Raw genomic sequence first — 24,846 nt, 5'->3', positions numbered from 1 at the left:
CTCAGCCGTGGCGCAGCGCCGACGTCACACGCTTCAGCAGGCGATCGAGCTCGGTGCCGAACGGGTTCTCCTGCACCATGTACGTCCACGTCGCCGTGGGGCGCTTCAGGTCGCGGGCCGGAGCCTCGAAGGACTCCAGCGAACGGCGCTCGACCTCGGCCAGCAACGTCTTGTACTCCGCCACGGCCTCGCGCTGGAACTCGTCGACCGGGCTCATCCGGCCGAGCGCCCGCAGGTGGATGCCCTCGCGCAGGTCGCTCAGGAAGGCCAGATGCTCGGTCCAGCACGTGTCGATCGCGTGCAGGACGATCTGCCTGGCCGTCTCGTCGCGGGTCTCCTCGTCGAGGGCGTCCCAGCGCTCGGGGTCGGCGGCGGCGAGCGCGCCGGCGGCCGACTCGCTGTGCAGGACCTTGTCGCGCCATTCCAGGATGAGCTCGCGCTGGCGCTCCAGCAGGCGGGTGTAGCGCCAGGTGTTGCGGTGGATCTCCAGGTTCACGCCCTCGGCGACGCGCTGGGCGTGGCCGATGAGATACGCGCCGCGGCGGTGCCGTACCACGCCGTCAGGGTCGGCGGCGGGCGGGCGCTCGTCGGGGACGTACTGCGTGACCAGGTCGTCGCGCATGCTCGCGAAGAAGACGGAACCACCGGGGTCGCCCTGACGGCCCGCGCGGCCGCGCAGCTGGTCGTCCAGCCGGCTGCTGACGTGCCGGCCCGAGCCGATCACGTACAGGCCGCCCAGCTCGGCCACGCCCTCGCCGAGCCGGATGTCGGTGCCGCGCCCGGCCATCTGCGTGGAGACGGTGATGGCGTCGCGCTCGCCCGCGCGGGCGATGATCGAGGCCTCTTCCGCGTCGTTCTTGGCGTTGAGCACGACAGGTTCCATGCCGCGGCGCTGCAGCAGCTTGGCGAGGTTCTCCGAAGCGGCCACGTCGAGCGTGCCGATGAGGATCGGCCGGCCCGTCGCGTGCACCGCCTGGATCTCCTCCACCAGCGCCGCGTCCCTGTCGGGCTCGGTCGGGTAGAGGCGGTCGGGCTCGTCCACCCTGACGCAGGGGGTGTTCGGCGGGATGACCGCGACCTTGAGGCCGTAGAACTCGCCGAGCTGCTCGCTGACCGCGACCGCCGTGCCGGTCATGCCGCACACCTGCGGATAGCGCTTGATCAGCCCCTGCACGGTGATCTGGTCGAGGATCTCGCCCTTCTCTGTGGGGGAGAGCGCCTCCTTGGCCTCCACCGCGGCCTGCAACCCGTCGGGCCAGCGCTGCAGCAGCGCCACGCGGCCCCGCGAGGGGTTGATGAGCTGCACCTTGCCGTCACGCACGATGTAGTCGACGTCCCGCGTCAGCAGCGCGTGCGCGTGCAGCGCCAGGTTGAGCTCGATGAGCGTGCCGGGCTCGTTCTCGTCGTACAGCTCGACGCCGAGGATCGACTCGACGCTGTCGGCGCCCTTGGGCGTCAGGAAGACGTTCCTCGCCTGCTCGTCGATCTCGTAGTGGTAGCCCCTGACCAGGGTGCGCACCAGCTCCGCCATCTCCGGTACGGCGTCGCCCGCGTCGGCCGCGCCCGCCAGCACCAGCGGCACCCGCGCCTCGTCCACCAGCACCGAGTCCGCCTCGTCCACCAGCGCCACCTCGGGAGCGGGCATGATGATGTCGCCGGCGCCCGTGCGCATCCGGTCCCGCAGCACGTCGAACCCGATCTCGCTGACCGGGCCGTAGCACACGTCCCTGTCGTAGGCCTCGCGCCGCTCCTCGGGCGTGGAGTTCTGGCCGATCCAGCCGACCGTGACGCCGAGCGCCTCGTAGAACGGCCCCATCCACTCCGCGTCACGCTGGGCCAGATAGTCGTTGACCGAGATCACGTGGACCCGCTTGCCCTGCAGCGCGTAGCCCGCCGCCGCCATCGCGCCCGACAGCGTCTTGCCCTCGCCTGTGGCCATCTCCGCCACGTGCCCGTGGAGCAGGGCCAGCGTGCCGATCAACTGCACGTCGTACGGCCTGAGCCCCAGCGTCCTGTCGGCGGCCTCCCTGGCCACGGCACAGAATTCGGCCAGGTTGTCCATCTTCGGCTCGGGCAGCTCGCCGGGATAGGACAGCTTGTCGGCCGCCTCGACGATCTTCCTGAACGGGGTCAGGTTCAGGCCACCCGGCCGGTCCAGGATGTTCCTGAAAAACCGTGAAAACGACGCCACGAATCCTCCAACGAGCGCTCAGTCGGCACCGGTTCCCGGATCTGTCCGGTACGGCGGCGCACGCCGTACCGGACACTAGCTCATCCGCGTTCGTGAACGCTGAGTATGATCACCGCGGCCAGCAACACGAGACACCCCGCCGCGGTGAGCAGGGTCAGCCGTTCCCCGAACACCAGCACGCCCAGCGCCGCCGCGCCGACCGCCTCCCCGAGGGAGATCACCGAGACGGTGGTCGCCTTGAGCGCGGACAGGCTCCTGAAATACAGCCCGTACGCCAGGGCGGTCGGCACGGCGCCGAGATAGACGAGCAGGCCGATGGTAGGCAGGGTGACCTGCGGCAGGAAGCCGTCGAACAGCGCGAAGGGGGCAAGGCAGAGGGCGCCCACTCCGAACCCGCCGACAGCGGTGCCGTACGGGTCGTCGTGGTGCCGCCGGGAGTGGAGAGTGACCGCGGCGTACCCCGCCGCCGAAACCAGCCCGAACCCGATCCCCGCCGGCGTCCCCCCATCTCCGATCGCCGTCCCGCGAGCCGGATCGTCCGCGCCGCCGAACACGGTCTCGGCGGTCAGCAGCACCAGCCCCACCAGCGCGGCGGCCACGCAGACCGCGCCCACCCGGTCGAGTCGCTCCCTGAGGAACAACCGCCCCCCGAGCGCGGTGAACACCGGTGTGGCCCCCATCGTGACCACCGTCGCGACGGCCACCCCCGAGAAGGAGATCGCGCCGAAGTAGGCGGTCTGGTACACCGCCATCCCTGCCCCTACCAGCAGCATCCTGCTGTGAAGGCTGGGCCTGCGCCGGACGAGGGTGACGAGGAAGACCGCGCCGAGCAGGTACCGCCAGAGCGACACCCCGACCGGTCCCAGCCCGGCGGACTGGAAGAGCAGGGAACCCGCCGCGCCACCCGTGCCCCAGGCGGCCGCGGCCACGGAAACGTACAGCACGCCGCGCCGTACGGAAACTTGCGTCATTGATTTCTCCGAATGGAGTGGTTGTCGACGTTCGGCCCGTACGCGGGCAGCGACCACCACCGGATCGCCCGGATCCGGAGAAATCGGGAAAGGTGCCGCCCGCTAGTGCGCGGGGGGCGGAGAAATCACGAAGAACGGCACGAGCCTCACCCTACGCCTAATACCCACACGCCACGGACCGCCCCCGACCTGCCCCACCGGTTCCCCGCGTTCCGCCGTCCCAGAGGCTTCTCACCGGTTCGCCCCGCGCCCCGCCTCTCGCGTTCCTGCTCGGCGGTCGGTTGCATGTCCCGGGATGGCACGCGGATGCCGTCGAGCCACTCGCCACAACTGCTCCCCGTGCTCGGGTATCAGGTCGGGCTGGTCGGAGCGGGATTCTGTACCTGACACAATCTGACAGGTATGGCAGGAAGACTGGCCGCATGACAACGAAGGCAAACCTCATCGCCGTCACCGTCGACTGCGAGGACCCCGTTCGGATGGCCGAGTTCTGGCACCAGGTCACCGGGTTCGAGATCCAGGTCGCCGAGGCCGAATACTCCGCCGTCGGAGACGGCACGAACACCATCTACTTCGCCCGCCTCCCCGGTTACAAGGCCCCCGCGTGGCCCAGCGACGACAAACAGTTCCATCTCGACTTCCGGGTGCCGGACGTGGCGAAGGCGGTCGAGGAGTACCAGAACGCGGGCGCCACCAAGCCGGACTTCCAGCCGGGCGACGGCTGGGTGGTCATGCAGGACCCCGAGGGGCATGTGTTCTGCGTTTGTCCTGAGAGGTCGTCCTAAAGTCTGATTCGAGTGATGCGGTCGGCACCATAAGCTGGAGCAATGCTCGTGAATTTGCCCCTGCGTGGGCGCCCATGACCTGGGTCGGCCTGATCATCGCCCTCGCTGGGGCACTGGGATACGCCGTCGGGGCGGCGCTGCAGCAGTTCGAGGCGGTCGCCGAAGGCGCCTCGCTCAAGCTGGTGAAGCGCCCGCGCTGGTGGGTCGGCGGCGTCATCGGTTTCACCGGCGCCAGCCTGCACGCGGTGGCGCTGAGTTTCGCGCCCCTGGTGGTCGTGCAGCCGGTGTCGGTGGCGACGTTGGTGTTCGCCGTGCCGCTGGCCGCCTACCTGTACGGCCGCAAGCCGTACAAGGCGGAGGTCCTCGGGTCGATCGCCGTCGCGGTGGGACTGTTGTGGCTGACGCTGCTGGTGCCGCACACCGACGTGACGCCCGAGCTGTCCACCCCCGCCGCGCTGGGGTTCCTGGCGGTGATCGGGCTGATCGTGCTCGTCGCGAACCTGGCGGCGGCAAAGTCGACGGGCGCGGCGAAGGCGCTGCTGCTGTCGGTCGGGGCGGGCGTCGTGACCGCGAGCGTGTCCACGTTCGTGCGGGTGGTCGGCGGCGGCCTGCATGGCGATCTGTCCAGGCTTGTCCACTGGTTCACGCTGGTCATCCCGACGATGCTCGTGTTCGCGGTCGTCCTGCTGCAGCGCTCCTACGCGGTCGGCTACTTCGGTATCGCCTACGCGGGCGTGCAGGTCATCGACCCGATCACCTCGGTGCTCGCGGGGGCGATCCTGCTCGGTGAGCCGTTGCCCACCTCGCCGTCGACGGCGGTGCCGGCGCTGCTGGCCGCGGCGCTGACGATCGGCGGGACGATCACACTCGGGCGGCTGGCCCCCGACCAGTCGCGGCCGCTTCCCGAGGTGTCCATCCCAGTACCTCATCCATCGACCGCAGCATCAGATCGGGGCTGAGCCTGCCCGCCAGCGCCATTCCGGTGTCGCGCAGCCGTACGGCGAGTGGGTTGCGGATCTTGGTCATCCTGCAGATCCTCATCGACCGGGCCACCACCTTCGACGTACGGCCGAGTCTGGCCGCGGTGTAGGCGGGCAGGTCGCAGGGGTCCATCGCCAGCACGATCGCGTCCTCGACGGCCTGGCACGCGCCCTGGCCGAGGTTCGGCGTCATGGGGTGCGCGGCGTCACCGACCAGCGCCACCCTGCCGCGGTGCATCGCAGGCAGCGGAGCGTCGAGAGAGTAGGGCCAGCTGGTGGCCTACGGCGAGGGCATCATGTTCGACGCGATCGCGGGCGCGGGTGTGATGCCCTCGATCGAGGACCTTCGGGCGGGCCTGAGCGAGTTCCTGTCCGGCATGCTGTCCTGACCGGCCGCCCCGTCGGGTTCAGGCGTAGGAGTCCACGAGGCGGGCGCGGTGCGGCGGCCACTCCTCGGGCAGGATGCCGAACACGACCGCGTCCCGCCACGTCCCGTCGGGCCGCTGCCTGTTGCGTCGCAGCGTCCCTTCGTGCACGCCGCCGATCCGCCTGATGGCCGCCTGCGACCTGGTGTTCAGGTGGTCGGTCTTCAGCTGCACCCTGTTGTAGCCGATCACGTCGAAGGCGTGGTCGATCAGCAGGACCTTGCAACTGGTGTTCACCGCGGTGCGCCACACCGCCCTGCCGTACCAGGTCCATCCGATCTCGACGCTCTGGTCGAAGCCGGGCACGTCGAGATAGGTCGTCCATCCGACGGCCTTGCCGCTCTGCTTGAGGACGACCGCGTGCGCCGCGTACTTGTCGCTGTCGATGATCTCCGCGGCGACCGTGGCGAGTTCCTCGGGAGTGCGCGGCATCGGGGCAGGCATCCAGCGCCACACGTCCTCGTCTCCACCCCCCGCCTCGAACAGGTCGGGAACGTGGTCGAGGGTCAGCGGCTCGAGCCGTACGACGGCGTTCTCGTGCACGGTGGCGGAGGGCAGCTTGGCGGTCATGCGGCACACCGTACCGAAGGCGCTCACCTGCGCTTATGGCCACCCGCTCGGTTTTCCTCGCGACCACTTGTCGACACTCATACCGGCCGGTCGGTATGGTCAGAGCATGGACTTCGCCTTCGACACCGTCACCGAGGACCTGCGCGAGCGGCTGCTGCGCTTCATGGACGAATGCGTCTACCCGGCCGAGGAGGCCTTCGAGGAGCAGGCCGCCGCGAGCGGCTGGAGCAGCCCGCCGCTGATGGCCGATCTGAAGGAGGAGGCGCGCAGGAGGGGGCTGTGGAACCTCTTCCTGCCGGGCGAGCACGGCGCAGGCCTCACGAACCTGCAGTACGCGCCGCTGGCCGAGATCACCGGCCGGAGCCCGAGGATCGCGCCGACGGCGACCAACTGCGCCGCGCCCGACACGGGGAACATGGAAGTGCTGTCGATGTTCGGCAGCGAGTGGCAGCGCAAGGAGTGGCTGCAGCCGCTCCTCGACGGCGAGATCCGCTCGGCGTTCGCGATGACCGAGCCCGACGTCGCCTCGTCCGACGCCACCAACATCTCCACCCAGATCGTCAAGGACGGCGCGGAGTACGTTATCAACGGCCGCAAGTGGTTCATCTCAGGCGCGATGAACCCGGACTGCAAGATCCTCATCGTCATGGGCAAGACCAACCCCGACGCGCCCAAGCACCGGCAGCAGAGCATGGTGCTCGTCCCTCGCGACACCCCGGGCCTGCACATCAAGCGCGGCATGCACGTCTTCGGTTACAGCGACGCCGACCACGGCGGCCACGCGGAGGTGGTGTTCGAGGACGTGCGGGTGCCCGCCGACAACCTGATCGGCGAGGAGGGCGGCGGCTTCGCGATCGCGCAGGCCAGGCTCGGCCCCGGCCGTATCCACCACTGCATGCGCATGATCGGCATGGCGGAGCGGGCGATCGAGCTGATGTGCAGGCGCTCGCTCCAGCGGACGGCCTTCGGCAAGACGATCGCCGAGCAGGGCGTCGTCCAGGACTGGATCGCCGAGTCACGGGTCCGGGTGGAGCAGCTCAGACTGCTGGTGCTCAAGACCGCGTGGCTGATGGACACCGTCGGCAACAAGGGCGCCCACACGGAGATCCAGGCGATCAAGATCGCCACGCCCCGCGAGGTCGAGTGGATCCTCGACAAGGCCATCCAGGTCCACGGCGCGGGCGGGGTCAGCCAGGACTTCCCGCTGGCGGGACTCTGGGCGGGAGTGCGGTCGCTGCGCTTCGCCGACGGGCCCGACGAGGTGCACAAGCGTTCGCTCGCCCACAGGGAGTTGAAGAAGTGGATGTAGTCGACAGGTTCCTGGAGAACGCCCCCTCCGACCGCCTGGAGTTCCTGCGGGCACGGTTCGACGCCGGGCTGGCGTGGGTGCACTTCCCCGTGGGGCTGGGCGGGCTGGACGCGCCCCGCGAGCTGCAGCAGGAGGTAGAACGCGCGCTCGCGCACACCCCGCAGCTCGACACCGGCGTGCAGGGCATCGGCCTCGGCATGGCCGCCCCGACGATCCTCGCGTTCGGCACGGAGGAGCAGAAGAAGCGCTTCCTGCGGCCCCTCTGGACGGGCGAGGAGATCTGGTGCCAGCTCTTCAGCGAGCCGGGCGCGGGCTCCGACCTCGCCACGCTGGCCACCCGTGCCGTCAGGGACGGCGACGAATGGGTCATCGACGGTCAGAAGGTGTGGACGTCCGGCGCCCATCACGCCCGCTGGGCCATCCTCGTCGCCAGGACAGACCCCGACCTGCCCAAGCACCGCGGCCTGACGTACTTCATCTGCGACATGGACGCCCCCGGAGTCGACGTGCGCCCGCTGCGGCAGATCACCGGAGAGGCCGAGTTCAACGAGGTCTTCCTCACCGGCGTCCGCCTCTCCGACGACCTGCGCCTCGGCGAGGTCGGCGACGGCTGGAGGGTCGCCCAGACCACGCTCATGAACGAGCGCGTGGCCATCGGCGGCGCGCCCGTCCGCAAGGGCGGCGGCATGGTCGGCCTGGTCGCCGACGCCTGGCGCGAGCACCCCGAGCTGCGCACCCACGACCTGCACCAGCGCCTGCTCGCGCTGTGGGTGGAGGCCGAGGTCACCCGCCTTTCAGGGGTACGGCTGCGCGAACAGCTCGCCGCAGGGCAGCCGGGCCCCGAGGGCTCGGGCATGAAACTCTCGTTCGCCAAGCTCAACCAGGCGCTGACCGGGTTCGAGGTGGAGTTCCACCGCGACCTCGGCTACGACGACTGGGCCTTCCGCCGCTCCGATTCGGTCGACTTCCTCGGCCGCGGGCCCGGCTACCGATACCTGCGCGCCAAGGGCAACTCCATCGAGGGCGGCACCTCGGAGATCCTGCGCAACATCATCGCCGAGCGCGTGCTCGGCCTGCCCTCCGAACCCCGCGTCGACAAGGACGTGCCGTGGAAGGACCTGCCGCGATGACGCTGCTCTACACCGACGTCGAGGAGGAACTGCGGGCCGCCGTCCGCGACCTGCTCGCCGACCGCTGCCCGCCCTCCGCGGTGCTGGCCAGGGTCGAGGGCACGCCCTACGACCTGGACCTGTGGAAGACGCTGGCGCGCGACATCGGCGTGGCGGGGCTGCTGATCCCCGAGGAGTACGGCGGGGCGGGCGCCTCGGCGAGGGAGGCCGCGGTCGTGCTGGAGGAACTGGGCAGAGGGGTGACGCCTGTCCCGTTCTTCACCAGCTCGGTGCTCGCCACCCACGCCCTCCTCCAGGTGGGCGCCGCGGATCTGCTGACCGGCATGGCGGCCGGAGAGATCACCGCGGTCGTCGCCGTGCCGTTCACGGCCTCGCCGTACAGGGAGGCGGGGGTGGCGGTCACGCTCACGGACGGGACGCTGACCGGGCAGGTCCGTGGGGTCGCGGGCGCCGATGTGGCCGACGTGCTGCTGGTGCCGGTCGACGGCGTCCTGCACGCCGTCCGCGCGGCCGACGCCCGCGTCGAGGTCGTGCCCTCGCTCGACCTGACCAGGCCGATCGCGCACGTCACCCTCGACGGCGCGGCCGCCGAGCCGCTGGGCGCGTTCGACCTGGCCGAGACGCTGCGGTTCGGGGCGGGGCTGCTGGCCTCCGAGCAGCTCGGCGTGGCCGAGTGGTGCCTGGAGACGACGCTCGCCTACGTCAAGGAGCGCTACCAGTTCGCCAGGCCCGTCGGCTCCTTCCAGGCGATCAAGCACAGGCTCGCCGACCTGTGGCTGGACGTCGTCAGGGCACGGGCCGCCGCCCGCGGGGCCACCGACGACGCTCCGATGTCGGCCGCGGTCGCGCAGGCGTGGAACGCGGGCGTGGCGGTGCACGCGGCCGAGGAGGCGGTGCAGCTGCACGGCGGGATCGGGATGACCTGGGAGCATCCCCTTCACCTGTACCTCAAGCGCGCCAAGGCCACCGAACTCGCCCTCGGCACGCCCGGCGATCACCGGGACGCGCTGGCTCCGCTCGCCGACCTGCCCGGCCCTGCCTGACGTGGTGCACGCCGTCCACCGGGAGTGGAGCGCCGGCCCGCTCGGCAAGCTGACGCGGGCGCTCAGCGGGCGGCGACGCCGTACATGAGGGTGTCGAGGAGGCGTGCCGCCAGCGCGTCGGGGTCGGCGTCGGCGGGCGCGGTGTGCGCGGTCTCGGACAGCAGCGCCAGGTAGGCCTGCCGTACCCAGGCGACGTCCACCTCGGCCCGCACCAGCCCCGCCTCCTTCGCCCTGGCGAAGACCGCCTCGCATGTGGCCATCACGCTCTCCTGCACCTGCCTGGCCTCGGCGCCCATCGGCACAGGACTGGCGAGGGTGAACCGCCATCCGGGCTTGACCTGCAGGATCGCCGCCGTCGCCTGGTGGAGGGCGACCAGCGGGGGAGCGGTCAGCGGGCGCGCCGCGTTGACGATCGCGTCGAGCTCCCGCCACGCCGCCAGCTCCATCGCCTCGACGAGCGCCTCGCGGCTGGCGAAGCGCCGGTGGACCGTGGCCCGTGCGACGCCGGCCGCCTCGGCGATCTGCTCCATCGTGGCCGAGGGGTTCTCGCTGAGCAGCCGCTCGGCGGCCTCCATGATCGCGCGGACGCTCCGCTCGGCGTCCGCACGCAACCGCCTGACCGTCATGCGTCGACGGTACAGCACTTAACTGAGACAGGTCGTTGCAGTTAGCTATAGAACTGCTACATTTACTCTCATGAACAGGACTTCTCTCGTCACCGGCGCCTCATCTGGGATCGGCGCCGAGTTCGCTCGTCAGCTCGCCGCCCGTGGCCACGACCTCGTTCTCGTCGCCCGCTCCGTGGATCGGATGCAGGCGCTGGCCGCCGAGCTGAGCGCCACGCACGGCGTCGCCGTCGAGGTGATCGGCCAGGACCTGTCCGCCCCCGGCGCCGCCGCCGCGGTCGCCGAGCGGCTCGGAGGCCGCAGGATCGACCTGCTGGTCAACAACGCGGGATTCGGTACGGCAGGCCGCTTCCAGGACCAGTCACCCGAACGCGAGCGCGACGAGCTCATGGTCAACGTGGTCGCGCTGGTCGGCCTCACCCACGCGCTGGTGCCCGGCATGCTGGCGCGGGGTGAAGGGGCGGTCGTCAACGTCGGCTCCACGGCGGGCTTCAACATCGCGCCCTACTTCGCCACCTATGGCGCGTCGAAGGCCTTCGTCCTCAACTTCAGCCTCGCCCTGTGGAGCGAGTTGCGCGGCACGGGGGTCAAGGTGCTGGCCGTGACACCGGGGCCGGTCGAGACGGCGTTCTTCGACGTGCTGGGAACCAGGGACGCGGCGCTCGGCGGCCGCATGGTCACGCCCGAGTTGGTGGTCGCGGCGGCCCTGCGCGGCCTCGACCGCGACCGCGGCTACGTGGTGCCGGGCGCGAGCAACTTCGCGATGGCCCACCTGATGCCGCGCAGGCCGCGCAAGCTGCTGGCCCTGATCGGCCGGATGGTCACCAGGGCCGTCGCCCGCACCCCTACGGCCGCAGCGACGTGAGCAGCAGATCGGCGAAGTGCGCGCCGACCTGGGCGCCCGACAGCGCGCCCTCGGCGTGGTACCAGGAGCCGAGGTGGTGGACCGAGCCGAAGAAGTAGTCGACGACGATCTCGGCGGGCACGTCCGAGCGGAACACGCCCTCCCGCTGGCCCTCGTCCACCAGGTCGCGGAACCTTTCGTGGTAGCGCCGGCGCTCGGCCCTGACGGTCTTCTGCGTCTCGGGGGCGAGCAGATGCATCGACCTGAAGAAGATCTTGGAGTCGTCGAGGTTGTCGGTGGTGGTCTCCACGACGTCGGCCGCCGCCGCGTGCAGGCGCTCGGACACGGTGCCGGGGCCGTCGGCGATCTTCGTCAGCCGTTCCATCTGCATCCGGAGCACGCGACCATAGATCTCGTGGAGCAGATCGTCCTTGGAGTCGAAGTAGTGGTACATCGCCCCCTTGGTGACCCCGGCAGCGACCACGATCTCCTGCACCGACGTGCTCTCGAAGCCGCGATCGGCGAACAGCCGCGTCGCCTCGGACAACAGTCGCTGTCTGACCGGTTCATCCTGTGCCATGGTCATTAGCATACCGACTGGTCGGTCGAGCGTCCGGAAGGGGCTCCTCACGGCTAAGTTAGGCTTGCCTTGGGTATCTGATGACCAGCGAGGGATCTTCGGCGTGGCAGATCCATGGTCAACCTTCTGAACTCGGGGAGTTTGCCGTGCCCGGTGGCTCGATCTACGTGCAGCAGGACGAGAAGTTCACAGGCTCGTCCCCGCAGTGGTGGTACGAGAAGTTCTTCCGCGAGGACGCGAAGAACCGTCAGCGGTCCAGGGCCGTCAAAGCGGGCGTGGGGCTCGTCGCGGGGCTGGCGCTGGCCTTCCGCTTCGACCTCCCGTGGATACCCGTCGTGGGACTCCTGAGCGCCGCTCTCGTGGCGGCCCTCGACTGGGGCATCGTCTGGTACAACTTCAACGCCACCTCCGTCTGGCGCGGCCGCCGCCGCGGCGAGGTGATCACCCAGCGCAAGCTCAGGCGCGGTCTCAACAGCTCCGGCTACCGCATCCTGCAGGGCAGGGCCATCCGCGGTCAGGCCTCCATCGACCATCTGGTCATCGGCCCCGGCGGCGTCTGGATCGTCGACAACGAGTCGTGGTCGCCCGACACCGACATCGCGGCCTACGGCGGGCGGCTGTTCTTCGGCGAGAAGTTCGGCTCCCACGTCGCCAAGCCGCTGGTCGCCACCGCCGACGCCTTCGCCGAGCTGCTCGGCAGGGAGACCGGGATCGCGCTGTCCATCCAGCCGGTGCTGGCCGTGCACTGCGGCAGGCTGCCGCGAGGCGGCATCGTGAGCGGCGAGGGCGTGACGCTGCTCAAACCCTCCCTGGCCGCCAAGGTCATCAAGAGGGCCGACAGGGTGGTGCTGAGCGAGGAGCAGATCGAGCTCCTCGCCCGTACGGCGGCGCGTGAGCTGGCTAGGCCAGTCGCTCGATGAACTCCGCCAGCTGGGAGATGTTGCGGCACTCGCGCATCGGCACGATCGAGCCGTAGGCGGTGGCGAGGGAGTCGCCACTGTCCCACTGCTGTCGCGGCTCGGGATTGAGCCAGTACGCGTGCCGGGCGCCCTTCGCCAGCCGCTTCAGCGTGTCGAGCGCGGGCGGCTGGTAATTGGAGCGGGCGTCGCCGAGGATCAGCAGGCTCGTCCTGGGCCCGACGGCGTCCTTCTCCGCGAACTCCTCGAAAGCCCGCCCATAATTCGTCCGCCCAAATCGCGACATATTCGCTTCTGTTGCAAGTTTGGCCAGCGCCTCACCCACATCACCACCGGGCGCGAAGAACCGGGTGATCTCGTCCACCGTGTCGACGAACCCGAAAGCCCGCACCTTGGTGAACTGCTCCCTGAGCGCATAGGTGAGCAGCAACGTGAAATGGGCGAACGAGGAGACCGAATCGCTCGTGTCGCACAGGACGACCAATTCGGGCTTGTGCGGGCGCGGCGGTCTGAACCTCGGCTCCATCGGCACGCCGCCCGTGGACAGCGACGCCCGCACCGTCCTGCGGAAGTCGAGCCGCCCCCTCCTGCCGTGCTTGTGCCTGATCGCGAGCCGCGTGGCCAGCCTGCGCGCCAGCGGATACACCTCTCTGCGCAGCCTGACGAGGTCCGCCCTGGTGATCCGCAGGAAGTCCAGCTGATCCACCGGAGGCCGTACGGCCGAGCGGGCGATGCGCTCGATGCCCGAGTCCTCGGCGATCCTGCGTCTGACGTCGGTGGCGACGGCGTCCTCGAAGCGTTTGATGTTGGCGTTGACGCGCTGCCTGGCCGTCTTCTCCTCCAGACCGCCCCTCGTCACGCCCTGCAGCAGCCGCGCCATGAGCGTGTCGGGGGACAGCGCCCGCATGACGCTGTAGGAGAACCAGTTCTGCCTGCCCTCAGCGGCGGGCTGGCGGCCGAACCGCTCGACCATCGCGCGGGCGAACGCCCTCATCTCGGCGTCCGTCGAGTCGCGCAGCAGCTCGGCCAGGCGCTCACGGGGATCCGCGTGCTCGTCGTGCCCGCCGTCCCGCGGCGGCCCGCTCGGTCCGGCCTCCAGGCCCGTGGTGGAGGACGGGAACCACAGGTCGAACAGCACGTCGAAGCCGGGCCGGTAGGCGGGCTTCTTGACCAGTGTCGCGGCGTAGGCGGCGCGCAGCGACTCGCGCTCGGCCAGGTCGATCACCCGTAGCGCTCTGGCCGCGTCGAGGCCTTCGGCCAGGGACACCGGCAGGCCCGCCTCGCGCAGGGCGTGCACGAAGCCGACATGCCGGTCCACCAGGCTCACAAGCCCAGCTCCTTGCGGGCGCGCGCCTGGTCGGAGGCGTGCTTGAGCACGACGCCGAGCGTGCCGGAGACCGTCTCCCCGTCGAGCTCCTCGCGGCCGAGCGCCAGCAGCGTGCGCGCCCAGTCGACGGTCTCGGCGACCGAGGGGGCCTTCTTCAGCTCGAGCTCCCGCAGCGTGGCCACCGTCCTGGCGAGCTGCTCGGCCAGGTCGACGGGCAGGGTCGGCACCTGCGCCAGCACGATGTCGCGCTCGCGTTCCGGTGTCGGGTACTCGATGTGGAGGTAGAGGCAGCGGCGCTTGAGCGCCTCCGACAGCTCGCGCGTGGCGTTGGAGGTGAGGACGACGAAGGGCCGCAGCGTGGCCTCGATCGTGCCCAGCTCGGGGATCGTCACCTGGAAGTCCGACAGCAGCTCCAGCAGCAGGCCCTCGACCTCGACGTCGGCCTTGTCGGTCTCGTCGATCAGCAGCACGGTGGGACCCGCGCTCCTGATCGCCTTGAGCAGGGGACGCTCCAGCAGGAACTCCTCGGAGAAGATGTCGTCGTCCGAACTCGTCGCCTGGATGCGCAGGAGCTGCTTCTTGTAGTTCCACTCGTACAGCGCCCTGGCCTCGTCGAGTCCCTCGTAGCACTGCAGCCTGATCAGGTCGGCCCCGCTCGCCTGCGCGACGGCCTTGGCCAACTGGGTCTTGCCCACTCCTGCCGGTCCCTCGGCCAGTAGTGGCTTGCCGAGGGCGGCGGCCAGGAACACCGAGGTGGCGATGGAGTCGTCGGAGAGGTAGTCAACGGCGGCGAGCCGCTCGCTCACGTCGGCGGGCGAGTTGAACATCGATGCTCCTGTCTGGCGTGGCCGAACTTTATTCTAGCAGAGTGAGCAATAGGTCCGAATTACGTTGTTCTGTGGCATTTGGAGAAATGATGATAAACGGGGGTTCTGCCTGAATGCAGTAATGGTCATGGCAAGAAGCGGATTGTGCCGGTTCGGCGGACGTGCGAAGCGGGGATTTCTCGCAATGACTTCATAGTCACTCAGAGAGGAAAAAGCGATGCGTATCGCAGTTGCCGCCACCGGCCTGATCCTGGTCGCTGGCTTCGGCCTCGCCTCCACGGCGACCCCCGCTTCGGCGCAGACCCCGACCGCCCGCGTCGTCCTCACGGGCGACGACTTCAAGGACCGCTTCCATGACTTCGGCGACTGCCACGGGCCTCTTTGCAGCAACACCTGGAGCCGCTTCAGCGGCCACCACGGTGGTCACGGCGGCTGCGGTGGTCACGGCGGCTGCAACGGCTGGCGCGGTGCCTGGCCGGGTAACTGGGCCTGGGGCGCGGGCGGCTGGCGCGGCCCGCACACCGGCGGTGGCGCCATGGCCAAGGCGACCGTCCGCAAGTGATGAGGGGACACATCATCGGCCGCCACGCCCTGTGCGTGGCGGCCTCCTTCACGACCCTGGCCCTGGCGCCGCCATCCGCGCACGCCGGTATCGAACGGGCCGAGGCGCCCAAGCCGGTGCGCGCGAAGACGGAGCCGGTGCGCGCGAAGACGGACAAGCCCGTCAGGCCTGCTCGCACCGAGGTTCCCCGGCCCGTTTCCTTCGACACTCCCAAGGCCGGCCGGGACGAGCTTCCCAGGACCGACCGCACCGACACTCCCAAGACCGGATGGGGTGGACTTTGGCGGGTCGATCGCGCAGACACTCCGAAGGCCGGACGGGACGAGTGGTCCACGATCGATGGCGTCAACCAGGACAGGGCCGCCAAGCCTGCCGGCCTCGCGAGCGTCAAGCCCACTCGCGCGGAGACCGAGGGAAAGGGCAAGGCCGTGTCCGTCGGAGTCCCGCCCGCCACCATCCGGATCCCCAGTCTGGACCTCGGCGCGAGCGTCGTCCGGGTAGGCAGGGACGAGGACAGGATCGCCGCCCCGCCCCTCAGTGCGCCGGGGAAGGTCGGCTGGTTCGAGGGCGGTCCCAGACCGGGCGCGCAGGGCGCGGCCGTCCTGCTCGGTCATTACGACAGCACCACGGGCCCTGCCGTCTTCTACAAGATCAGTGAGCTCCGCCCCGGTCAGCGGATCTTCGTTACCCGCAAGGACGGAGAGAGATTGCGGTTCGTCGTCACCAAGGTCTCCACCTATCCGAAGGACGACTTCCCCGCTGACAAGGTGTACGGCGACCCCGGGTATCCCGCCCTGCGGCTGATCACCTGCGCGGGCGCGTTCAACCTCACCACCAGGCACTACGTCGACAACACGGTGGTCTTCGCCAAGCTCGTCCACGGGGGTGAGACGGCCTGATTCCCGCTGATTCGACCTGCGTCGCGAAGCCGGGTATATTTCTTCCCGCGGGCGCCGCTAGCTCAGTTGGTTAGAGCAGCTGACTCTTAATCAGCGGGTCCGGGGTTCGAGTCCCTGGCGGCGCACAAATCGAAAGCCCAGATCGGTTCTCCGGTCTGGGCTTTCGCTGTTTCCGGGGAAATGCCAGGCGAAATGACCCGGCCCGGCACAAGGGCCGCCTCGACCGTGGCCCGGCACCTGACGACGAGCCGACCGGCGGGACGACGGCAAGCGGGCGGCGGGACGGCCGCCAGGACGACGGCAAGCGGGCGGCTACTCGCGCTTGCGGCGCTTGCGCTTCACGTCGACGCCGCCCCAGAACGAGAACCCGGTGATCCTGATCCGCGGTGCACCTGGCGCCCCAGCGCCGCCGGCGGCGTGGTCGAAGCCGCCCATGACCCCGATGCCGGTCACGTCGACGTCGGCGTCCTCGGGCACGATGATGTCGACCCCGCCCATCACGGCGAACGCCCTGATCGTGATCTCCCCGCCGTTCAGCGTCGCCTCACGCAGGTCGATCTTGCCGCCGCCCCAGAAGGCGACGGTGGTCAGCACGCGCGGCGCCCGCCAGATGCCGGTCCGCTTGAACCCGCCCATGACGGCGATCGCGACGCCGCTGTCCGCCCCCGAGGTCGTCGAGGGTGACGACACGGGCAGGGGGGTGTGGGCAGGGGTGGGCAGGTCGTGCGTGAGGAGGTCGAGCTCCGCGTAGGTCTTGGCGGAGTAGACCTGGTCGAGCCGCTCATGGAACTCCTCCATGCCCAGCCGTCCGTCTCCCGCGGCGGCTCGGAGGATCTCGGCGGTGCGCTCGCGGTCGAGGTCGGCGGCGCGCATCTCCCGCGGGTCGCGGTCGGGCAGGGGGGTCATGGGTAAAGCCTAGACCGGTTTCGCGTGGCCCGTGAGCTCGTGCGAAGCTGTCAGTGTCCCCAAGACCAGGAGGTCCTGATGGCTGAAACACCGGCGGAACCCGAGCCCATCGAGGCTCCCGAGGATGAGCTGAAGCGGAAGTTCCGCGAGGCGCTGGAGCGCAAGAACAACGCGCACGCAGACTCGGTTGCGGGCGGCAAGGGAAAGGATCCCTCGAAGATTCACGGCGCCCACGGTCCCGCCTCGAGCAAGCGGACCTTCCGTCGTAAGAGCGGCGGCTGACGCCTCAGGTTCCAGGGAGGGTACGGCGCATGCCGTACCCTCCCTCTCTTTGTGTTGCCTGAAACGATTCACCATCGAGTTGAGCTGCGGTGATGTGGTTCGGCGATAAATATGAGAAACATTCTCAATTGCCGCGTGGCGGAATAGCCTTGCCACTCGGATGGGCTTTTTCGCTCCTCTGGCTATAAATATCCATAACCGTGATCTCGCCCTTTTTCGGGGCGGCACGTGCTCCTCCTACGCTGTCCCGGTCAGCGCGATGGTGAGGGAGGGTTCGTGCTGGGACTCGATGACTGCCTGGCCGAGGTCATGGCCATACCCGGCGCCCTCGACGCGATGGTGGTCGACCACATCAGCGGCATGGCGGTGGCCGCGAGCGGAAGCGAGGGCCTCGACGTCGAACGGTCGGCGGCGGCGCTGAGCGAGGCGCTGCGCCACACGACGGACGGGCTCGCCCAGAGCTCCCCGGATGGAACGATCCGCGTCGACGAGATGCTCGTCACCACTGACAAGGGCCACCACCTGGTGCGCCACCTGGTGTCGCCGTTCGAGGGGCCGCTGGTCCTCTACGTGCGGCTGGACAAGGAGCGAGCCAACCTCGCCCTTGCCCGCTACCGACTGCAGGCCATCTCAGGACAGTTGACCAAGTGACATGCCGGTACTGGACACGCTGCTCGCCGGGCTGGCGAGGCAACGCTCGACGGGCGCCCTGCGGGTGGGGCGGGCGGGCACGATCTTCATGGACGCCGGACGGGTCACCTACATGGAGTGCGCGGACACACCGAGGGCCGAGGACGTGCTGATCGCCAGCGGCAGGGTCTCGGCTCCCGCGCTGCGCAGGGCCCAGCGAGAGGGCGGCGGCGCGCGCCTGGTCGAGGACGGCATGGTCACCAAGGGCGAGCTGCAGCACTGCGTGCTCGGCGCGGTGCTCGACGCGGCCTACTTCCTGTTGCCCGTCACCGGGACCAGGCCCAAGTTCCGGCCGGGGGAGCGGCACTGGCTGGGCTCCCACTGGTACTTCGAGGTCGAGGAGATCGTCCGCGAGTGCGGGCGGAGGAGGGCTCAGTTGACGGGGATCTGGCCGTCGGCCGACGTGGACACAGCGCCCGTGGCGCCGGTCAGGCGGCTGCCCGGCCATCGCGTCGTGCTGAACGACCTGCAGTGGGAGATCCTCGTCCACGCCGACCGCGCGGCCACCCCACTGGAACTGGCGATGAAGCTCGGCAGACCCGGTTACGCGACGCTGCTGGCCGTACGCCGCCTTGCCGCGGCGGGGCTGCTCGCACGTTCGGAGGGCATGCCGCCGCCGCTGCCCAGGCGGCTCGGCCGGGACGAGGAGTCGCGGCCGCGGCCCGACCCCGACGCTCCTGCCCTGCCACTCGGGCCCGTGGTGACCGCGGACCCGACCGACATCAACCTGCTGATCCGGCTGAAGAAGGCGCTGGAGGAGCTGTCGTGAGGTTCCCCTCACTCAGAAGGAGGCCACCGGTGGAGCTGCGGGACGAGGTGCTGAGAGAGATGGTGCTCCTGCGTGAACGCACTCCCGACGTCAGCGGGAGCATCGCCTGCAGCGTGGACGGGCTGACCATCGCCAGCGACCTGACGGGCGGCAACGTCGAGCAGACGGCGGCGCTCTCGGCGGCCCTCCTCGCGCTCAGCAAGCGCATGGCCATCCTGGCAGGCAAGGGCGCCCTGGAGGAAACCCTCATCTCGGGCACCGCGGGCTTCGCCGCCTTCTACGCGGCCGGCCCCACGATCGTCCTCACAGTCCTGGCCGACCCTGGCACCAACCTGGGGCTGCTGCGGCTGGAGGGTCGCAAGACGGCGGCGAGTGTTGCCGCCATCGCATCGCGAAAGTGACTCACATCCACACGGAGGAATGCATGGCGAGCATGGACGTCTCCCTCAAGGAGATGATGGCGATCGACGGCGCTCTCGGCGCCGTCGTGGTCGACTACGGCAGCGGCATGGCCCTGGGCGCCCTGGGCGGCTCCAAGGACCTGGACCTGCAGGTGGCCGCCGCGGGCAACACCGAGGTCGTCAAGGCCAAGATGCGCACGATGGACTCCCTCGGCCTCAAGGACACCATCGAGGACATTCTCATCACGCTGACCGGCCAGTACCACATCATCAGGCCGATGACCGGCAGGGGCGGCAAGGGACTGTTCCTTTACCTCGCGCTGGACCGCGGCAGGGCGAACCTGGCGATGGCGCGGCACCAGCTGCGCTCGATCGAGGAGAAGCTCGAGGTCTGACGGACCGCGCCCCGTGTCCGCGGCGCGGCGGACACGGGGCGTGCCGTACGGCCTGGGCCGCGCCCCTCGCGCCGTGCCGAATCCGGCGTTCGACCATGACTCTTCCATGATTTTTGACTTCTGATCGATTTACCATGCCGGACCCCGTGAAACCCGTTGTTTCGCAGGGGTTTTCGTGTCTTCTGGGCCTGTCGATTCGTGACGATAAAAGGTAGATCTTCTTTCCGATTCATGGCTTTGCTTTTGCCTTTGGGGTGGTTTGCGCCTAGAGTCCATTGCGTTACCGACCGGTGACGTGCCCTTCACAAGGAAGAGCAGGCTGGTCGGCGCCGAATCCCGCGAACGCGGGAACCGGGGACCCATCTCTTTGGGGTGAATCCGGCCCAGTGCCGGTAGGGCATCTCCACGCCCGAACCCGTCAGCTAACCCGGTAGGCGAGATGGAGAGGACCACACTCGTGTACTACCACCCCCCAAACTGAGCGGCGCTTTCCCCCGCTTCTTCGCGCTCTCCTTTGCGTAGCGACTGTTAGGCCCATGCCCGGCTACGCCTTTGCCTGATCTTCATTCGAGCGCGGATTGCCCATTCCCTCGCACAAAGGACTTTCATGACCCGCCGCTTTGGCATGCGCGTTTCCGCCCTGCTCGTCACCACCGCCCTCGCCGTAGGCACCGGTGCCGCCGCCGCTCTCGCCGAGCCCTCCGGGCCCGACATCAGCCAGGTCACCCAGCAGCGGACCCTCCTCCAGGGGTCCACCACCGCCTCCTACTACTGGGACGACGCCTCCGGCCGCGCCGGTGACACCGGCCTGCCCGCCAGTGGCATTCCGATGCGCAAGGGTCTGATCGCCAGCCCGAGCTGGCCCCTCATGACCGAGGGCTACGTCGTCTACAAGGGCAAGAAGGCCCCCTTCTTCGTCGGCGACCGCGGTCCCGGCAACCCCTCGAACAACGGCATCATGCTCGACCTCGACGCCAAGACCTTCGCCGAGCTCACCGGCGGCAGGTTCAACTCCGACACGCTGGGCGTGGACGGCATCGGCGGCGAGGGGCACATCAAGATCCAGTACGTCATCACCAAGTGGGGCAACGGCGTGGGCAAGAAGAACCACCCCGTCGCCTTCTCCACCGGTGCGTGGAGCCGTAAGGACAGGAACCCGGCCAAGCCGCCGGTCGACCTCCTCGCCCTCGCCAAGGCGAAGAAGGCCGAGGAGGCCAAGAAGGCCGAGGCCAAGCGGATCGCCGCGGTGAAGGCCGAGGAAGAGGCGCAGGGCGGCGCGTCCGTCCAGCCCGCCTCGTTCGACACGGGCGCCGCCACCACCACCGCCGCCCGTACCGAGACCACGGACGAGAACGGCCACACCGGTACCGCTCTCGCCCTCATCGGCGGTCTGGCGATCGTCGGTGGCGTCGGCTACCTGGGCCGCGGCCACCTGCGCAAGGTCGTCTCCCGCTAGGCCCTTGCCGCCACGCGAAACAGAATGGGATTCTGTTTCGCATGACGCTCAAGGCGCATGCCAACGGTATCGAGATCGCCTACGACACCTTCGGCACCCCCCGTGACAGGCCCCTCCTGCTGATCATGGGACTCGGATCCCAGCTGGTCCACTGGGACGACGAGTTCTGCGAACTGCTCGCCGGGAGGGGCCACCACGTCGTCAGGTACGACAACCGCGACGTGGGGCTCTCCACCCATTTCTCCGAGGAGGGCGTGCCCGACCTCACCCCGGGCGCGGCGGCGCCCTACCTGCTGAGCGACATGGCCGACGACGCGGCCGGCCTGATGGACGCCCTCGGCTGGCCCGCGGCCCACGTGCTGGGCGTCTCGATGGGCGGCATGATCGCTCAGGCGCTCGCCATCGCGCATCCCGGCAGGGTGCTCACGCTCACCTCCATCATGTCGACCCCCAGCCCCGACGCGGGGCCGCCCACCCCCGAGGCGACGGCCGCGCTGTTCTCCGCTCCCGCTCCCGACCGGCAGGCCGCGATCGAGCGGGCCCTGGAGGTCTGGACCGTGATCGGCTCACCCGGTTACGAGCTCGACCGCGAGCGGATCGCGAAGCTCGCGGGCCTGGCCTACGACCGCGACTACGATCCCGCGGGGACCACCAGGCAGCTGGCCGCCATCCTGGCCTCGGGCGACCGTACCGAGGGGTTGGGCCGCCTGCGGATGCCCGCCCTGGTGGTCCACGGCGAGGCCGACGTGCTGGTGCAGGTCTCCGGCGGCAGGGCCACGGCCGCCGCGATCCCCGGCGCGCGGCTGATGACCTTCCCCGGCATGGGCCACGATCTGCCCCGCCCGCTGTGGGAGCAGATCATGGACGCCGTCACAGATCTTCAAGAGCGCTCTTCAGTCGCCGCAGCAGACTGAGGTCGGCCGGCTCGTGCCGCACCTCGGTGCCGGGGGGCTTGGCGACGCGCTTGGGCAGCCCTCGCTCGCGACGGGGCTTCACCAGCAGGTCGGCCGCCGCCAGCTCCCGTACGGCGAGCAGCACGGTGTACGCCGTCGTGTCCAGCCGCCTGGCGAGCTGGAGCGGCGTCGCGCTGCCGTCGGCGTGGACCAGGACCTCCCACTGGCGGTCGGTGAGCGTGACGCGCTCGCCCGGCAGGCGGGGGACGGGCACCACGGGCGCGGCGTCGAGCTCGTCCGAGGGCCAGACGTCGTCCAGCTCCGTGCTCCTGCGCCCGCACTCGGCGATGAGCTCGTCGACCTCGAAGTGCCAGTGCGGGCCCAGCCAGTGGCGCTCGCTCGGCTGGAACTTGGGCCTGGTGTTGTCGATCCCGAACAGCACGAGCGCGGCGTCGAGCACGACCCTGCGCAGATGCTCGGCCAGCTCCTCGCGCGTCAGCAGGCCCTCGCCGAACAGCGGCTCACCGCCCTCGCGGCGCGCCACGGCCCTGTCCAGGTCGGCGGGGGTCACCCGGCCGCCGCCGGTGAGCAGCTCCTCGATGCCAGGCGTCTCGGCGCTCTCCATGTAGGTCACCTTGCCCTCGAGCAGGTAGACCACGCCCGCCCTGCCCACGCGCAGGGCGCCGGACGAGCACACTCCCGCCAGCCCGGCGAGGAGGCTCTCCAGCGGACGCACCGAGCCAGGCTATGAAGGCTCGAGCCGGACCGGAAGAGACCGGTGATGGATATCTTCATCCCGGGCGGAGAAAAGCTGCCCCGGGTAGGAGAGATCACCGTGCGTGGTCGGCGGCCTCCCTGCTGCTGAGAATCCTGCCGATGTTGCTCTCCGCCCACCGGGCGACCGCGGCGACCGGCTGGTGCAGCGAGTGGCCCAGATCGGTGAGCGTGTACTCCACCTTGGGCGGCACCTCGGCGTAGACCTTCCTGGTCAGCAGTCCGTCGTACTCCATGGCGCGCAGCGTCTGGGTCAGCACCTTCGGGGTCACGCCGCCGATGCGGTCGCGCAACTCCGTGAAACGCATCGAGCCCTTGGCGAGGCTCAACAGCACGAGCACCGACCATTTGTCGCCGATGCGGTCGAGAACCAGCCGGGTCGGGCAGTTCGCGTCGAAGGCATCGCCAGTATCCATGAGGTACCTATAGCACGATGAAGTAACCAGTATCAAATGGATACTATTGAGGGCATGAAGATCCTACTTTTCGGCGCGACCGGCATGATCGGTCAGCGCATCGCCGCTGAGCTGGGCGATCGCGGTCACGAGGTCACCGGCGTGAGCAGGTCGGGCCCGGTCAAGGGCGACGTCACACAGACCGGAGAACTCGCCAAGGGGTATGACGTGGTGATCTCCGCGATCGCGCCGCCACGCGACGGCTCGGAGCCCGAGGCGCCCTTCCTCGCCGCCACCAGGGCCCTGATCGACGGCGTCCGCGAGGCGGGCGTCAGGCGGCTGATCACCGTCGGCGGCGCGGGCGGCCTCGAGGTGGCGCCCGGCCTCGACCTCGTCGACACCCCCGACTTCCCGGAGATCTACAAGAAGGAGTCGCTCTCCCAGCGGGCGGCTCTCGCGCTCTACCGGGAGGTCGCCGACCTCGACTGGACCTACGTCGCCCCCGCCGCGGTGATCGAGCCGGGCGAGCGGACCGGCTCCTTCCGCGTCGGCGGCGACCAACTGCTCACCGACGAGCAGGGCAACAGCTCCATCAGCGCCGAGGACTACGCCGTCGCCATCGCCGACGAAGTGGAGAAGGCCGAGCACGTGCGGCGCAGGTTCACCGTCGGCTACTGAGGATCGTCGGGCAGCAGCGCCTTCTCGTCGGGCTTGTGCACCAGGACGGTGTCGACATAGGAACGGACGGCGGCCGGGAGCCCCACATCGCTCCCGGCCTTCTCCGACAGGAACCAGCGGTGGTCGAGCACCTCGTGGAAGAGCTGCGCGGGCTCCAGCTTGCGCCGCAGCGCGTCCGGGATGGCCTCTATCGTCGGCTGGAAGACCTCGGCCAGCCACCGGTGCGCCACGATCGCCTCGTCCTCGTGCCGCAGGCCTTTGGCCACGCGGAAGCCGTCGAGGTCGTTCAGCAGCCGTCGCGCCTGGTTCTCCTCGGTGTCGAGGCCGGTCAGGCGCAGCAGCCTGCGCTGGTGGTGCCCCGCGTCCACGACCTTGGGCCGCACGATCAGCCGCCCGGTGCCGACCTTGCGGCGCACCATCATCTCGGCCACGTCGAAGCCGAGCAGGTTGAGGCGGCGGATGCGGTTCTCCACCTTGTGCCAGTCGACCTCCTCGATGATCTCGTCCTGGGTGATCTCCTCCCAGAGCCGGTGATAGCGCGCCGTGATCTGCTCGGCGGTGTCGTACGGGTCGATCGAGGGATGCAGCAGCCCTCCGGCCTCCAGGTCGAGCATCTCGCCGAACAGGTTGGTGTAGGCGACCTCGATGTCCTGCAGCCGCTGACCATCGCTGATCATCGGGTGCATCTCGCCCGTCTCCGCGTCGACCAGGTAGGCGGCGAAGGCACCGGCGTCCCTGCGGAACAGCGTGTTCGACAGCGAGCAGTCGCCCCAGTAGAAGCCGTTCAGGTGCAGCCGCACCAGAAGGACGGCCAGCGCGTCCAGCAGACGGGTGAGCGTGTCGGGGCGCAGCGTCCCCGACATGACGGCGCGGTAGGGGAGCGAGAACTGCAGGTGCCTGGTGATGAGCGCCGAGTCGAGCCCCTCCTCCCTTCCCGTCACGTACGCCACGGGCTCCACGGAAGGCGCGTCGAGCCTGGCCAGATCCCACAGCAGCTTGTACTCCCGCTTGGCGTACCGCTCGCTGATCTCCTTGATCGCGTACACCTTCCCGCCGAGCCTGGCGAAGCGCACGACGTGACGCGAGATACCGCGTGGCAGGTCCACCAGGTGACGGGCCGGCCACTCTTCGAGAGGGAGCTCCCACGGGAGCCTGATGAGGTCGGGGTCGCCGAGGGCGCCGGTGATCTGTAGCGGCATTTGACCAGGATATGGTGCGGAC

General features: G+C 69.5%; 29 protein-coding genes, 1 tRNA gene and 1 riboswitch. Of the genes, 18 read left to right on the top strand and 12 right to left on the bottom strand.

Annotation, left to right across the window (positions count from 1 at the left end; genetic code table 11):
* Position 1 precedes the first annotated feature (1 nt).
* Both secA2 and ACFSKW_RS30565 read right to left on the bottom strand, forming a co-directional pair.
* Positions 2–2,191 (bottom strand): accessory Sec system translocase SecA2, encoded by a 2,190-nt coding sequence (secA2, locus tag ACFSKW_RS30570; RefSeq protein ID WP_379575939.1) that lies wholly within the window; start codon positions 2,189–2,191, stop codon positions 2–4.
* Between the two features lie 80 nt (positions 2,192–2,271).
* Complete coding sequence (locus ACFSKW_RS30565; RefSeq protein WP_379575938.1) at positions 2,272–3,162, bottom strand: DMT family transporter; 891 nt, start codon at positions 3,160–3,162, stop codon at positions 2,272–2,274.
* Positions 3,163–3,584: 422 nt separating this feature from the next.
* Here ACFSKW_RS30565 and ACFSKW_RS30560 point away from each other — a divergent pair, with 422 nt between their 5' ends.
* Both ACFSKW_RS30560 and ACFSKW_RS30555 read left to right on the top strand, forming a co-directional pair.
* A complete protein-coding gene (locus tag ACFSKW_RS30560) occupies positions 3,585–3,947 on the top strand; it encodes a VOC family protein (RefSeq protein WP_379575937.1) in 363 nt (120 codons plus the stop codon).
* Between the two features lie 74 nt (positions 3,948–4,021).
* A complete protein-coding gene (locus ACFSKW_RS30555; RefSeq protein WP_379575936.1) occupies positions 4,022–4,906 on the top strand; it encodes a DMT family protein in 885 nt (294 codons plus the stop codon).
* On the opposite strand, the gene ACFSKW_RS30550 is transcribed toward ACFSKW_RS30555, so the two are convergent.
* Together ACFSKW_RS30550 and ACFSKW_RS30545 are read right to left on the bottom strand one after the other, a co-directional pair.
* A complete protein-coding gene (locus tag ACFSKW_RS30550; RefSeq protein WP_379575935.1) occupies positions 4,809–5,165 on the bottom strand; it encodes an FAD-dependent monooxygenase in 357 nt (118 codons plus the stop codon). The two genes, ACFSKW_RS30555 and ACFSKW_RS30550, sit on opposite strands and share 98 nt — an antisense overlap.
* A 169-nt stretch (positions 5,166–5,334) precedes the next feature.
* Complete coding sequence (locus tag ACFSKW_RS30545) at positions 5,335–5,922, bottom strand: GNAT family N-acetyltransferase (RefSeq protein ID WP_379575934.1); 588 nt, start codon at positions 5,920–5,922, stop codon at positions 5,335–5,337.
* Positions 5,923–6,028: 106 nt separating this feature from the next.
* Here ACFSKW_RS30545 and ACFSKW_RS30540 point away from each other — a divergent pair, with 106 nt between their 5' ends.
* Genes ACFSKW_RS30540 through ACFSKW_RS30530 form a run of 3 tightly spaced genes read left to right on the top strand, consistent with a single transcriptional unit; the run spans position 6,029 to position 9,404 of the window.
* Positions 6,029–7,231: an acyl-CoA dehydrogenase family protein gene (locus tag ACFSKW_RS30540; RefSeq protein ID WP_379575933.1), complete on the top strand. Its 1,203-nt coding sequence runs from the start codon at positions 6,029–6,031 to the stop codon at positions 7,229–7,231.
* A complete protein-coding gene (locus ACFSKW_RS30535; protein WP_379575932.1) occupies positions 7,222–8,361 on the top strand; it encodes an acyl-CoA dehydrogenase family protein in 1,140 nt (379 codons plus the stop codon). Before ACFSKW_RS30540 ends, ACFSKW_RS30535 begins: the two co-directional genes overlap by 10 nt.
* Positions 8,358–9,404 (top strand): acyl-CoA dehydrogenase family protein, encoded by a 1,047-nt coding sequence (locus ACFSKW_RS30530; protein ID WP_379576324.1) that lies wholly within the window; start codon positions 8,358–8,360, stop codon positions 9,402–9,404. Before ACFSKW_RS30535 ends, ACFSKW_RS30530 begins: the two co-directional genes overlap by 4 nt.
* Before the next feature lie 62 nt (positions 9,405–9,466).
* Here ACFSKW_RS30530 and ACFSKW_RS30525 read toward each other — a convergent pair whose 3' ends face one another.
* Positions 9,467–10,030: a TetR/AcrR family transcriptional regulator gene (locus ACFSKW_RS30525; RefSeq protein WP_379575931.1), complete on the bottom strand. Its 564-nt coding sequence runs from the start codon at positions 10,028–10,030 to the stop codon at positions 9,467–9,469.
* 70 nt (positions 10,031–10,100) lie between these two features.
* Between ACFSKW_RS30525 and ACFSKW_RS30520 the strand changes: the two genes are divergently transcribed.
* Positions 10,101–10,895, top strand: coding sequence for an SDR family NAD(P)-dependent oxidoreductase (locus ACFSKW_RS30520; RefSeq protein ID WP_379575930.1), 795 nt, complete (start codon positions 10,101–10,103; stop codon positions 10,893–10,895).
* Here ACFSKW_RS30520 and ACFSKW_RS30515 read toward each other — a convergent pair.
* Positions 10,876–11,454, bottom strand: coding sequence for a TetR/AcrR family transcriptional regulator (locus ACFSKW_RS30515; RefSeq protein WP_379575929.1), 579 nt, complete (start codon positions 11,452–11,454; stop codon positions 10,876–10,878). The genes ACFSKW_RS30520 and ACFSKW_RS30515 overlap by 20 nt on opposite strands.
* A 146-nt stretch (positions 11,455–11,600) precedes the next feature.
* Here ACFSKW_RS30515 and ACFSKW_RS30510 point away from each other — a divergent pair, with 146 nt between their 5' ends.
* Positions 11,601–12,374 (top strand): nuclease-related domain-containing protein, encoded by a 774-nt coding sequence (locus ACFSKW_RS30510; protein WP_379575928.1) that lies wholly within the window; start codon positions 11,601–11,603, stop codon positions 12,372–12,374.
* Here ACFSKW_RS30510 and ACFSKW_RS30505 read toward each other — a convergent pair.
* Positions 12,355–13,698 carry a vWA domain-containing protein gene (locus ACFSKW_RS30505; RefSeq protein ID WP_379575927.1) on the bottom strand — a complete coding sequence of 448 codons (1,344 nt, stop codon included), beginning with the start codon at positions 13,696–13,698 and terminating at the stop codon, positions 12,355–12,357. The genes ACFSKW_RS30510 and ACFSKW_RS30505 overlap by 20 nt on opposite strands.
* Complete coding sequence (locus ACFSKW_RS30500; RefSeq protein WP_379575926.1) at positions 13,695–14,525, bottom strand: AAA family ATPase; 831 nt, start codon at positions 14,523–14,525, stop codon at positions 13,695–13,697. Before ACFSKW_RS30500 ends, ACFSKW_RS30505 begins: the two co-directional genes overlap by 4 nt.
* 217 nt (positions 14,526–14,742) lie before the next feature.
* Here ACFSKW_RS30500 and ACFSKW_RS30495 point away from each other — a divergent pair, with 217 nt between their 5' ends.
* The 3 genes from ACFSKW_RS30495 (at position 14,743) to ACFSKW_RS30485 (ending at position 16,111) form a co-directional block, all read left to right on the top strand.
* Positions 14,743–15,087 carry a hypothetical protein gene (locus ACFSKW_RS30495; RefSeq protein WP_379575925.1) on the top strand — a complete coding sequence of 115 codons (345 nt, stop codon included), beginning with the start codon at positions 14,743–14,745 and terminating at the stop codon, positions 15,085–15,087.
* Positions 15,087–15,986: a class F sortase gene (locus ACFSKW_RS30490; RefSeq protein WP_379575924.1), complete on the top strand. Its 900-nt coding sequence runs from the start codon at positions 15,087–15,089 to the stop codon at positions 15,984–15,986. Before ACFSKW_RS30495 ends, ACFSKW_RS30490 begins: the two co-directional genes overlap by 1 nt.
* A gap of 51 nt (positions 15,987–16,037) precedes the next feature.
* Positions 16,038–16,111, top strand: a tRNA-Lys gene (locus ACFSKW_RS30485).
* A 187-nt stretch (positions 16,112–16,298) separates the two neighbouring features.
* Here ACFSKW_RS30485 and ACFSKW_RS30480 read toward each other — a convergent pair.
* Positions 16,299–16,892: a DUF1707 domain-containing protein gene (locus ACFSKW_RS30480; RefSeq protein WP_379575923.1), complete on the bottom strand. Its 594-nt coding sequence runs from the start codon at positions 16,890–16,892 to the stop codon at positions 16,299–16,301.
* A 78-nt stretch (positions 16,893–16,970) separates the two neighbouring features.
* Between ACFSKW_RS30480 and ACFSKW_RS30475 the strand changes: the two genes are divergently transcribed.
* The 7 genes from ACFSKW_RS30475 to ACFSKW_RS30445 all read left to right on the top strand — a co-directional run bounded on the left by ACFSKW_RS30475 (position 16,971) and on the right by ACFSKW_RS30445 (position 21,799).
* Positions 16,971–17,174, top strand: a complete 204-nt coding sequence (locus ACFSKW_RS30475) for a DUF5302 domain-containing protein (RefSeq protein ID WP_379575922.1) — start codon at positions 16,971–16,973, stop codon at positions 17,172–17,174.
* A gap of 276 nt (positions 17,175–17,450) precedes the next feature.
* A complete protein-coding gene (locus ACFSKW_RS30470; RefSeq protein WP_379575921.1) occupies positions 17,451–17,825 on the top strand; it encodes a roadblock/LC7 domain-containing protein in 375 nt (124 codons plus the stop codon).
* 1 nt (position 17,826) lies between these two features.
* A complete protein-coding gene (locus tag ACFSKW_RS30465; protein ID WP_379575920.1) occupies positions 17,827–18,633 on the top strand; it encodes a hypothetical protein in 807 nt (268 codons plus the stop codon).
* Positions 18,634–18,662: 29 nt separating this feature from the next.
* Positions 18,663–19,034, top strand: a complete 372-nt coding sequence (locus tag ACFSKW_RS30460; protein ID WP_379575919.1) for a roadblock/LC7 domain-containing protein — start codon at positions 18,663–18,665, stop codon at positions 19,032–19,034.
* Between the two features lie 23 nt (positions 19,035–19,057).
* Positions 19,058–19,429 (top strand): hypothetical protein, encoded by a 372-nt coding sequence (locus ACFSKW_RS30455; protein WP_379575918.1) that lies wholly within the window; start codon positions 19,058–19,060, stop codon positions 19,427–19,429.
* A 317-nt stretch (positions 19,430–19,746) separates the two neighbouring features.
* Positions 19,747–19,881: riboswitch (cyclic di-AMP (ydaO/yuaA leader) on the top strand.
* Between the two features lie 155 nt (positions 19,882–20,036).
* The gene (locus tag ACFSKW_RS30450) at positions 20,037–20,885 is read left to right on the top strand and encodes a hypothetical protein (protein WP_379575917.1); all 849 of its coding nucleotides are present in this window, start codon (positions 20,037–20,039) and stop codon (positions 20,883–20,885) included.
* A gap of 41 nt (positions 20,886–20,926) precedes the next feature.
* On the top strand, positions 20,927–21,799 hold the full coding sequence (locus ACFSKW_RS30445; protein ID WP_379575916.1) for an alpha/beta fold hydrolase: 873 nt from the start codon (positions 20,927–20,929) through the stop codon (positions 21,797–21,799).
* Here ACFSKW_RS30445 and ACFSKW_RS30440 read toward each other — a convergent pair.
* Both ACFSKW_RS30440 and ACFSKW_RS30435 read right to left on the bottom strand, forming a co-directional pair.
* On the bottom strand, positions 21,756–22,514 hold the full coding sequence (locus tag ACFSKW_RS30440; RefSeq protein ID WP_379575915.1) for a hypothetical protein: 759 nt from the start codon (positions 22,512–22,514) through the stop codon (positions 21,756–21,758). The genes ACFSKW_RS30445 and ACFSKW_RS30440 overlap by 44 nt on opposite strands.
* 94 nt (positions 22,515–22,608) lie before the next feature.
* Entirely contained in the window at positions 22,609–22,968 is a 360-nt protein-coding gene (locus tag ACFSKW_RS30435; protein ID WP_379575914.1) for a winged helix-turn-helix transcriptional regulator, read from the bottom strand.
* Positions 22,969–23,022: 54 nt separating this feature from the next.
* On the opposite strand from ACFSKW_RS30435, the gene ACFSKW_RS30430 reads away from it, so the two are divergent.
* Positions 23,023–23,625, top strand: coding sequence for an NAD(P)-dependent oxidoreductase (locus ACFSKW_RS30430; protein ID WP_379575913.1), 603 nt, complete (start codon positions 23,023–23,025; stop codon positions 23,623–23,625).
* On the opposite strand, the gene ACFSKW_RS30425 is transcribed toward ACFSKW_RS30430, so the two are convergent.
* A complete protein-coding gene (locus ACFSKW_RS30425) occupies positions 23,619–24,824 on the bottom strand; it encodes a DUF4032 domain-containing protein (protein WP_379575912.1) in 1,206 nt (401 codons plus the stop codon). The genes ACFSKW_RS30430 and ACFSKW_RS30425 overlap by 7 nt on opposite strands.
* Between the last annotated feature and the right edge of the window lie 22 nt (positions 24,825–24,846).

It is taken from the genome of Nonomuraea mangrovi, assembly GCF_042681425.1.
GTDB lineage: Bacteria > Actinomycetota > Actinomycetes > Streptosporangiales > Streptosporangiaceae > Nonomuraea > Nonomuraea mangrovi.
Note: the sequence above shows the minus strand (reverse complement) of the source record. Positions and strands in the feature narration are given on the sequence as shown.